Genomic DNA, 8,548 nt, shown 5'->3' with positions numbered 1-8,548 from the left:
AGAACCACCAGCCGCCCCAGCCCAACTCGTAGTAAGCCCAGGCCGAACCGAGCACAATACCCAGCGTCAGAAACACCCACGCCGCCAGCGTCCACGGGCGTGAAAAACGGGCAAAGGTGCTGTCCAGACGCCCGCTCATCAGCGCTGCAATGGCAAAAGCAAAGGCAACGGAGAAGCCGACATAGCCCATATACAGCAGCGGTGGGTGGAAAATAAGTCCCGGATCCTGCAACAGCGGGTTCAGATCGCGCCCTTCTATCGGGAAGTCCGGCAGCGTGCGGGAAAACGGGTTAGAGGTAAACAGAATAAACAGCAGGAAGCCGACGCTAACCATCCCCATCACCGCCAGCACACGGGCGACGATATCCAGCGGCATACGCTGACTAAACAGCGCCACGGCAAAGGTCCAGCCACTCATCAGCAGCACCCACAGCAGCAGCGAGCCTTCATGCGCGCCCCACGTGGCCGCCACACGATACCAGACCGGAAGCTGGGTATTGGAGTTACTGGCGACGTAGGTCACGGTAAAGTCATTGACCACAAAGGCGTTAATCAACACCAAAAACGCGCCCATCACACAGATAAACAACAGCCAGGCAAAGGGCCGCGCAGAGGCCATCATCCGTACATCGCCGCGCGCAACGCCCCACAGCGGATAAACCGAGAGCAGCAATGCGACGCCAAGCGCCAGGCACAGCAGCCCGTTGCCAATTTCAGGCATCATGACGTTTTATCCTTATACACACTTTCCGGGCGACGATGGTTTTCCTGCATCGCTTTTTCGACTTCCGGCGGGGTGTAATTCTCATCATGTTTGGCGAGAACTTCTTTTGCCTGAACATGATTCCCCTCGCCCAGCTCACCCTGAACAACGACGCCCTGCCCTTCACGGAACAGATCCGGCAGGATGCCTTCATACGTCACATCCACCACGCCTTCGGCGTCATAGATGCTGAAATTCACCTTCAGCGATTGCGGGTCACGCTTTACACTGCCCGGCATGACCATGCCACCCACGCGCAGGCGTTGGCCGACTTCTGGCATCTGCTGGGTTTCACGCTTGCCGTAGAGGATTTCGCCCGGCGTATAGAACAAGTCGATATTGGAACGCAGCGCGTAAAGCACCAGCGTGATGGTCAATGCCAGGCCCGCCAGTACCGCACAGGCTATCCATAGCCGATTTTTACGTCGAATATTCACGCCGCCTCCCGTTGTACTTGCGCCGCACGCATGCGGGCTTCTCTTGCCCGCTGCTGCGCCACGCCGCGTAAAATCGCGCGGTGCTGTAGCGCGGAATGTAGTACCAGCACCGTCAGCGGGATAACGCTCATCGCCACGGCCAGCCAGACATACAAGGCGTAACCGCCCATGGCGAAAAAATCACTCCAGGATGCAAATGCAGGGGTCATTGGCGGCCTCTTTTTAAGATCAGTTCACTCACCCACGGGCGGCGTTTTTCCATCAACAAAATCAGGTTACGCATGCGCATCAGCGTCAGCGTGACAAACAGTAACAGGTAACCGACGATCGCCAGACGCAGCGGCGCGCGCATAGCCGGGTCGATACTTTGCTGCATACGGGTTGACCCCTGGTGCAGCGTATTCCACCACTCTACCGAGTAGTGAATGATCGGTAAGTTCACCACGCCAATCAGCACCAGAATCCCCGCGGCACGCCCTGCTACACGGCGGTCATCAAATGCGTGCCACAGCGCAATCGCGCCAACGTAGAGAAACAGCAGCACCAGTTCAGAGGTGAGTCTGGCATCCCACACCCACCAGGTTCCCCACATCGGTTTACCCCATGCAGAACCGGTCACCAGGGCAATAAAGGTAAACACCGCACCAATGGGCGCCATCGCCGCCAGCGCCAGGTTGGCCATTTTCATCTGCCAGACCAGGCCGATAAACGCGGCAACCGCCATTGAGGCGTAAATGCCCATCGACCAGATTGCCGCCGGGACGTGCAGGTAGATGATGCGATAACTTTGTCCCTGCTGATAATCCGCGGGTGCAAAGCCAAATCCCCAGATCCAGCCCGTTACCAGTACCACTGCGCTGGCAATGGCCAGCCACGGGATAAACCAGCCACAGATCTGATAGAGCCGTGGGGGCATCGCCAGTTGATGAAGTATTTTCCACATAGTTCAGTCACCAGACTCAAGCAAAACAAATGAAATTACCTTGGTGCCAGATGGTCGCGCTTGCGCCTTATCCGGCCTACAGTTACTGCACGCTAATACGTAGCGCCACCGCTGTCGCAAACGGACTTAACGTTGCGCTGCCAACCAACAGTGCGCCCAGAATCGCCATGTAGCCTTCAACGGGTAAGTGCATTGAGGCAGCATCCATCGCGGCGGTAGCAAAAATCAGTAATGGAATCGTGAGCGGTAGCACCAGTACACTTAACAATACGCCGCCACGCTTTAATCCCACCGTTAACCCCACGCCCGGTGCCCCGAGAAAACCCAGTGTTGGCGTGCCGAGCAGCAGGGTTAGCGCCATAATTTGCCACCCGTACATATCCATGCCCAGCAGCAACGCCACCAACGGCGAGAGGATCAGCAGCGGCAGGCCAGTCACTACCCAATGCGCCATCACCTTCGCCAGCACCACAGCCGGTAACGGTAACGGCAACAGCATCAGCTGCTCAAGGCTACCGTCCTGCAGGTCATCACGGAATAAGCGTTCCAGCGCCAGCAACGACGCCAGTAATGCCGCCACCCAGATAATCCCCGGCGCAATGCGCGCCAGCAGCTGTGGCTCTGGGCCAATGCTCAGCGGGAATAACGTAATCACAATCAGGAAGAACCATAACGGATTGGCGATCTCCGCACTATGACGAAACGCAACCCGCAGTTCTAAACGGAAAATTCGCCACATCATTGTGCTGTCCTCTCGCGGGTCAGCGCGATGCGCCGCACTTTATTGGTTTCTACATTGAGAGGTTGGTGAGTCGTCAGAATAACAACTCCGCCCTGCTCCGTATGCTGTGCCATACGTTGGGTGAGACGCTCAACGCCATTAACATCAATCGCGGTGAACGGTTCATCGAGGATCCACAGTCGGGCGCGGGTTAGCCACAGGCGAGCCAGCGCAACACGACGCTGCTGACCGGCGGAGAGCTGATTGACCGGAATATCTTCATATCCGGCAAGACCTGCCTGTGCCAGCGCCTCCAGACACTGGGCGATATCGCCATCATGATGGAAAAACCGCAGATTCTCCAACGCCGAAAGCCGGGTTTTTATCCCCGGCTGATGTCCGATCCACAGCAGTTCCTGATGGAAATTGTCCCGCACCTGATGCAGCGGTTGACCTTGCCAGAGAACGTCTCCGGCATCAGGACGAGCCAGCCCGGTAAGCAACCGCAACAGGGTCGTTTTCCCCGCACCGTTACTTCCGGTAATTTGCACCCATTCCCCTGCGTTAACGCGAAATGACAGCTCGCTAAACAGTATTCTGTCATCTCGCTCACAGAGCAGTTCTCTGGCTTCAAGCATCCTGATTATTTACATCCTGTTAAAAGCCCGGTTTGACTTCGCGCATATCAGGCAGCTTGTGTGCAATCCCTTTATGACAGTCAATACACGTTTGCCCTTCTTTTACGGCCTGGTCATGCATTTTAGCCGCCACGCCTTTCTGGGCAGTTAAATCCATAAACTCGAAGTTGTGGCAGTTACGACACTCTTGCGAATTATTGTCTTTCATACGCCGCCATTCATTTTGCGCCATCGTCAGACGATGGTCTTCAAATTTTTGCGGTGTATCTATCAACCCCAGTGCTTTCGCGTACAGTTCTTTGCTGGCCTTGATTTTACGGATCATTTTCGGGCCCCACTCATGCGGGACGTGGCAATCAGGACACGTAGCTCGTACACCACTGCGGTTGTTGTAGTGTACGGTTTCCATGTATTCCTGGTATACCGTGTTGCGCATTTCGTGACAGCTAATGCAGAACTCTTCCGTATTGGCCTTTTCCATACCGGTATTAAAGCCGCCCCAGAAAATAATGCCGCCCACAAAGCCGATTAACAACAGCGTGCCGAGCGCCAGACGGCTGGGGCGACGCCACCATTGCCAGACGCGCTTAATCCAGCCTGGTTTACGGTTAGAATTTTCCATAATGACCTCTTATTTCCCGTAACCTTTCGAGGGGGTGAAGGTATTTTCGACAATCGGTGCAGCATCCGCCTGCGGGACATGGCACTGCAGACAGAAATAGCGACGCGGCGCGACTTCCGCCAGTACTTTGCCATCGCTATCCATAAAGTGCGTCGGGCTAATGCGCGGCGCGCCGGTGGTGCGATAGCTTTCGACGCCGTGGCATTGCAGGCAGCGGTTGGTGTTGGTCGTTACCTGGTAACCGTCAACGCTGTGCGGGACCATCGGCGGCTGGTTAACATAGTTCAGCGGCATACGCTCCTGCTCTTTCGGCATGCGAATAGCCCCTTCCTGGGTCCCCGAGACTTCCGGTGACTGGCTCAGATCCACTCCGTTTGCAGCCCAAACGGCCCCACTCACTACCAGGGCCAGCGCGGCCGCCATTTGACTCAGCGCTTTAATCAGGTCATGGCTTTTCATGATTTCGCTCCCGAACTCCATCGTGTTGTTATTGTAAAAACATCCTCAGAACAGACATCCACACAGCGACCGCAACCCATGCAATCGCGACTGGTTACCTGCACCGGACTTTGCTCATCCAGCACCGGGGCACGTAGCACATGCGGTTCCGGGCAAACATGAAAACAATCCATACAGCGGTTACATCTCTCGCGTTCTTTTGCTGACACGGTTAACACCCCTTTGCTTCCCAGCACGCTATACAGCGCGCCTAATGGGCAAAGGTGCCCGCACCAGCCATGCTCAACAACCAGTAAATCAAATAAAAACAGTGCAATAATCAGCAGGATACCGCTACCGAATCCCATTACCAGGCTACGTCCCAGCAAAGAGACCGGGTTTATCCATTCCCACAGCAGCGTACCGGTCAGCGCGGATCCCACCAGGATAACGACCAGCAGGACGTACCGTATATGGCGCGGAATAGTCGCAGACTGATTCAGGTCAAACCTTCTGCGTAACACACTTGCCAAATCAGTGACCGGGTTCATTGGGCAGACCCAGCTGCAAAACAACCGCTTACCGGCCAGGGCATACAGCCCCGTAATAAGTGCAGCACCGATTAACGCTACGGTCGCAGGCAGATGTCCACTGGCGAGGCTTTGCAGCGTAATCAGCGGATCGGTGAATGGGATGGTATCCAGCAACAGGCTGCTGCTGTAATTGCCATGCAGGATCCACACCCCTAACCACGGGCCGCTGAGAAACATTGCCAGCACCAAAAACTGCGTCAGACGACGCAGCACCAGCCAACGGTGGCTGCGCCACCAGCCTTTTTTCTCCCGCGCTTCACGCCCGGCATCACGTTTACGATTTGCCATTGTTCCCCTCCAGCCAACCGAAGCGGTAATGGTGTCCCAACTCCCCTTTCGCCAGCGACAGCGGCAGCACTTTTATTGCCGGCTGTTCCAGCACGCAGACCTTTTCACATTTACCGCATCCGGTGCAGGCATCGCTGTGTACGGTCGGAATAAACCGCGCGTGCTTACCGGTGCGCATATTGCGATCCAGTTCCAGGGTGATGGCCTCGTCTATCTTTGGGCATTCGCGATAACAGACATCGCAGCGCAGCCCTTGATAATTGAGGCAGTTCTCGTGATCCAGCAGTACCGCCAGTCCCATGCGTGAATCGTCAATGGATTCGATCTCCCTGTCCAACGCGCCGCTTGGGCAGACTTTGGCGCACGGGATGTCTTCACACATTTCGCAGGGAATGTCGCGCGCAACAAAATACGGCGTCCCCGCCGCCAGCCCAGAGGCCAGCGTCGCCAGTTTCAGCGTGTCGTACGGGCAAGCCTGAACGCACTGTCCACAGCGCACGCAGGCGCTGGCAAAGGCGTCTTCAGCCAATGCCCCTGGCGGGCGCAACCGCACGCCGGTTGCACGTGCAGTTTGCTGTTGCAACCCCAGCACCACGCCAACGGCAGCCAGCCCGCCCGCTGCGCGAACCATATCGCGCAGAAAGCGGCGGCGGCCATTTTGGGGTTTTGCTGACCGGGACATAACGCGTTACACCTTCGCCAGCTTCACGGCGCACTTCTTGAAATCCGTCTCTTTAGAGAGCGGATCCGTCGCATCCAGCGTCAGGTTGTTCACCAGCTGTGCGGCGTCGAAGAACGGCATGTACACCAGCCCCTGCGGTGGGCGGTTACGACCGCGGGTTTCAACAATCGAAATCACTTCGCCACGACGGGAAACCACTTTCACCTTGTCGCCACGACGCAGATCGCGGGCTTTCGCATCCAGCGGATGAATAAACAGGACGGCTTCCGGGAAGGCGCGGTGCAGTTCAGGCACGCGGCGCGTCATGCTGCCGGTGTGCCAGTGCTCCAGCACGCGACCGGTGGAGAGCCACAGGTCATACTCTTTATCCGGTGCTTCTGCGGCGGGTTCAAACGGCAGCGCGAAGATGACCGCTTTGCCATCCGGCTTGCCGTAGAACTTGTAGCTTTCGCCCACCTTCACGTAAGGGTCGTTACCTTCGCTGTAGCGCCACTGGGTCTCTTTACCGTCGACCACCGGCCAGCGTAAACCGCGCGCTTTGTGGTAATCGTCAAATGGCGCCAGATCGTGACCATGACCGCGACCAAACCAGGCGTACTCTTCGAACAGCCCTTTTTGCAGATAGAAGCCCAGTTCGCGGGATTCATCGTTCAGCTGATCGTCAGCCAGTTCCGTCAGCGGGAATTTCGTCACCGCAGGCGTGGCGAACAGGACGTCGTACAGCGTTTTACCGCGCAGCTCCGGTTTCTGTGCCAGCAGTTCCTCCGGCCAGACCTCTTCGGTTTTGAAGCGACGGGCAAACTGCACCATTTGCCACAGGTCAGACTTCGCTTCACCCGGCGCTTTAATTTGCTGACGCCAGAACTGAGTACGACGCTCGGCGTTACCGTAGGCCCCTTCTTTTTCTACCCACATTGCGGTCGGCAGGATCAGGTCGGCAGCCAGAGCGCTGACAGTCGGATACGGATCGGACACGATGATAAAGTTGCGCGGATCGCGCCAACCCGGCATACGCTCTTCGTTGATGTTCGGCCCGGCCTGCATGTTGTTGTTACACATCACCCAGTAGACATTCAGCTTGCCGTCTTTCAGCGCACGGTCCTGCGCCACGGCGTGCAGACCGACTTTCGCCGGGATGGTGCCGGTCGGAAGATTCCAGTGTTTTTCACAGATATCGCGGTGCTTCTCGTTAGTCACCACCATGTCCGCAGGCAGACGGTGAGAGAACGTCCCAACTTCACGGGCGGTACCACAGGCGGAAGGCTGGCCGGTCAGCGAGAACGGTCCGCAGCCAGGCTGAGAGATTTTGCCGGTTAGCAGGTGCAGGTTATAGACCAGGTTATTGGCCCATACGCCGCGAGTATGCTGGTTAAAGCCCATCGTCCAGTAGGAGATAACTTTCTTCTTCGGATCGGCATACAGTTGCGCCAGCTGTTCCAGCTGATCTTTCGGCACGCCGGTCATTTCTGCGGTTTTATCCAGCGTATAGTCCGCAACAAACGCCTTGTACTCTTCGAAGCTGATCGGCTCAGACGCATCGGAACCTGGGTTTTTCGCGGCTTTTTCCAGCGGATGCGTTGGGCGTAAGCCGTAGCCAATATCCGTCGCACCTTTGCGCAGGTTAACGTGTTTGCTGAAGAAATCCTGGTTTATCGCATTGTTTTGAATGATATAGTTGGCGATGTAGTTGAGGATCACCAGGTCGCTTTGCGGCGTGAAGACCATGCCGTTATCTGCCAGCTCAAAGCTACGATGCTGATAGGTAGAAAGAACCGCAACGTTGACGTTGGGATCGGACAGACGACGGTTAGTGATGCGCGACCACAGAATTGGGTGCATCTCCGCCATATTCGCGCCCCACAGCACGAACGCATCCGCATGTTCGATATCGTCATAGCAGCCCATCGGCTCATCCATACCAAAGGTACGCATAAAGCCCACCACCGCCGACGCCATGCAGTGACGCGCGTTCGGGTCGATATTGTTGGTACGGAAACCGGCTTTGAACAGCTTCGCGGCGGCGTAGCCTTCCCAGATGGTCCACTGACCGGAACCAAACATGCCGATGGCATCAGGTCCTTTCTCTTTCAGCGACGTTTTGAATTTTTCTTCCATCACATCAAAGGCCTGATCCCAGCTAATCGGGGTGAACTCGCCTTCTTTGTGATATTTCCCGTCCTTCATGCGCAGCATTGGCTGCGTTAAACGGTCTTTTCCGTACATGATTTTGGGTAGGAAATACCCTTTAATACAGTTAAGTCCACGGTTAACCGGCGCTTCCGGGTCACCCTGGCATGCCACAACACGGCCTTGCTGGGTGCCAACCAATACGCCACAGCCAGTACCGCAAAAACGGCACGGGGCTTTGTCCCATTTGATCGCTTCTTGCTGACCGACTACCGCGCGGGCAACGCCCGGCACGC

At 56.4% G+C, this 8,548-nt stretch carries 11 protein-coding genes; all 11 read right to left on the bottom strand.

The window, feature by feature from the left end:
- Positions 1-724, bottom strand: a 724-nt coding sequence (gene ccsA, locus FDW95_RS23575) for a cytochrome c biogenesis protein CcsA (protein WP_249358954.1), incomplete at its 3' end; no start/stop codon positions are given.
- A complete protein-coding gene (gene ccmE / locus FDW95_RS07420; RefSeq protein ID WP_096756438.1) occupies positions 721-1,200 on the bottom strand; it encodes a cytochrome c maturation protein CcmE in 480 nt (159 codons plus the stop codon). The genes ccmE and ccsA, both read right to left, overlap by 4 nt.
- Positions 1,197-1,409: a heme exporter protein CcmD gene (ccmD, locus tag FDW95_RS07415; RefSeq protein ID WP_096756437.1), complete on the bottom strand. Its 213-nt coding sequence runs from the start codon at positions 1,407-1,409 to the stop codon at positions 1,197-1,199. The genes ccmE and ccmD overlap by 4 nt, the downstream gene beginning before the upstream one ends.
- Positions 1,406-2,143, bottom strand: coding sequence for a heme ABC transporter permease (locus tag FDW95_RS07410; RefSeq protein WP_096756436.1), 738 nt, complete (start codon positions 2,141-2,143; stop codon positions 1,406-1,408). Before FDW95_RS07410 ends, ccmD begins: the two co-directional genes overlap by 4 nt.
- A gap of 82 nt (positions 2,144-2,225) precedes the next feature.
- Positions 2,226-2,885, bottom strand: a complete 660-nt coding sequence (gene ccmB, locus FDW95_RS07405; protein ID WP_115257951.1) for a heme exporter protein CcmB — start codon at positions 2,883-2,885, stop codon at positions 2,226-2,228.
- Positions 2,882-3,508: a cytochrome c biogenesis heme-transporting ATPase CcmA gene (ccmA, locus tag FDW95_RS07400; RefSeq protein ID WP_096756435.1), complete on the bottom strand. Its 627-nt coding sequence runs from the start codon at positions 3,506-3,508 to the stop codon at positions 2,882-2,884. Before ccmA ends, ccmB begins: the two co-directional genes overlap by 4 nt.
- 13 nt (positions 3,509-3,521) lie before the next feature.
- Entirely contained in the window at positions 3,522-4,124 is a 603-nt protein-coding gene (gene napC / locus FDW95_RS07395; protein ID WP_096756434.1) for a cytochrome c-type protein NapC, read from the bottom strand.
- Between the two features lie 9 nt (positions 4,125-4,133).
- Entirely contained in the window at positions 4,134-4,583 is a 450-nt protein-coding gene (napB, locus tag FDW95_RS07390) for a nitrate reductase cytochrome c-type subunit (protein WP_096756433.1), read from the bottom strand.
- On the bottom strand, positions 4,580-5,443 hold the full coding sequence (gene napH / locus FDW95_RS07385; RefSeq protein WP_115257950.1) for a quinol dehydrogenase ferredoxin subunit NapH: 864 nt from the start codon (positions 5,441-5,443) through the stop codon (positions 4,580-4,582). Before napH ends, napB begins: the two co-directional genes overlap by 4 nt.
- The gene (napG, locus tag FDW95_RS07380; protein ID WP_115257949.1) at positions 5,430-6,125 is read right to left on the bottom strand and encodes a ferredoxin-type protein NapG; all 696 of its coding nucleotides are present in this window, start codon (positions 6,123-6,125) and stop codon (positions 5,430-5,432) included. The genes napH and napG overlap by 14 nt, the downstream gene beginning before the upstream one ends.
- Before the next feature lie 6 nt (positions 6,126-6,131).
- A partial coding sequence (gene napA, locus FDW95_RS07375) for a nitrate reductase catalytic subunit NapA (RefSeq protein ID WP_249358952.1) occupies positions 6,132-8,548 on the bottom strand: 2,417 nt, incomplete at its 5' end.

Source organism: Citrobacter sp. wls718, assembly GCF_005280945.1.
GTDB classification, from domain to species: domain Bacteria; phylum Pseudomonadota; class Gammaproteobacteria; order Enterobacterales; family Enterobacteriaceae; genus Citrobacter; species Citrobacter gillenii.
Note: the sequence above shows the minus strand (reverse complement) of the source record. Positions and strands in the feature narration are given on the sequence as shown.

What these genes read in the sequence shown, in the direction of transcription:
- ccmD (WP_096756437.1), bottom strand. Translation starts at nt 1,409, where the DNA reads ATGACCCCTGCATTTGCATCCTGGAGTGATTTTTTCGCCATGGGCGGT.
- FDW95_RS07410 (WP_096756436.1), bottom strand. Translation starts at nt 2,143, where the DNA reads ATGTGGAAAATACTTCATCAACTGGCGATGCCCCCACGGCTCTATCAG.
- ccmB (WP_115257951.1), bottom strand. Translation starts at nt 2,885, where the DNA reads ATGATGTGGCGAATTTTCCGTTTAGAACTGCGGGTTGCGTTTCGTCAT.
- napC (WP_096756434.1), bottom strand. Translation starts at nt 4,124, where the DNA reads ATGGAAAATTCTAACCGTAAACCAGGCTGGATTAAGCGCGTCTGGCAA.
- napB (WP_096756433.1), bottom strand. Translation starts at nt 4,583, where the DNA reads ATGAAAAGCCATGACCTGATTAAAGCGCTGAGTCAAATGGCGGCCGCG.
- napH (WP_115257950.1), bottom strand. Translation starts at nt 5,443, where the DNA reads ATGGCAAATCGTAAACGTGATGCCGGGCGTGAAGCGCGGGAGAAAAAA.
- napG (WP_115257949.1), bottom strand. Translation starts at nt 6,125, where the DNA reads ATGTCCCGGTCAGCAAAACCCCAAAATGGCCGCCGCCGCTTTCTGCGC.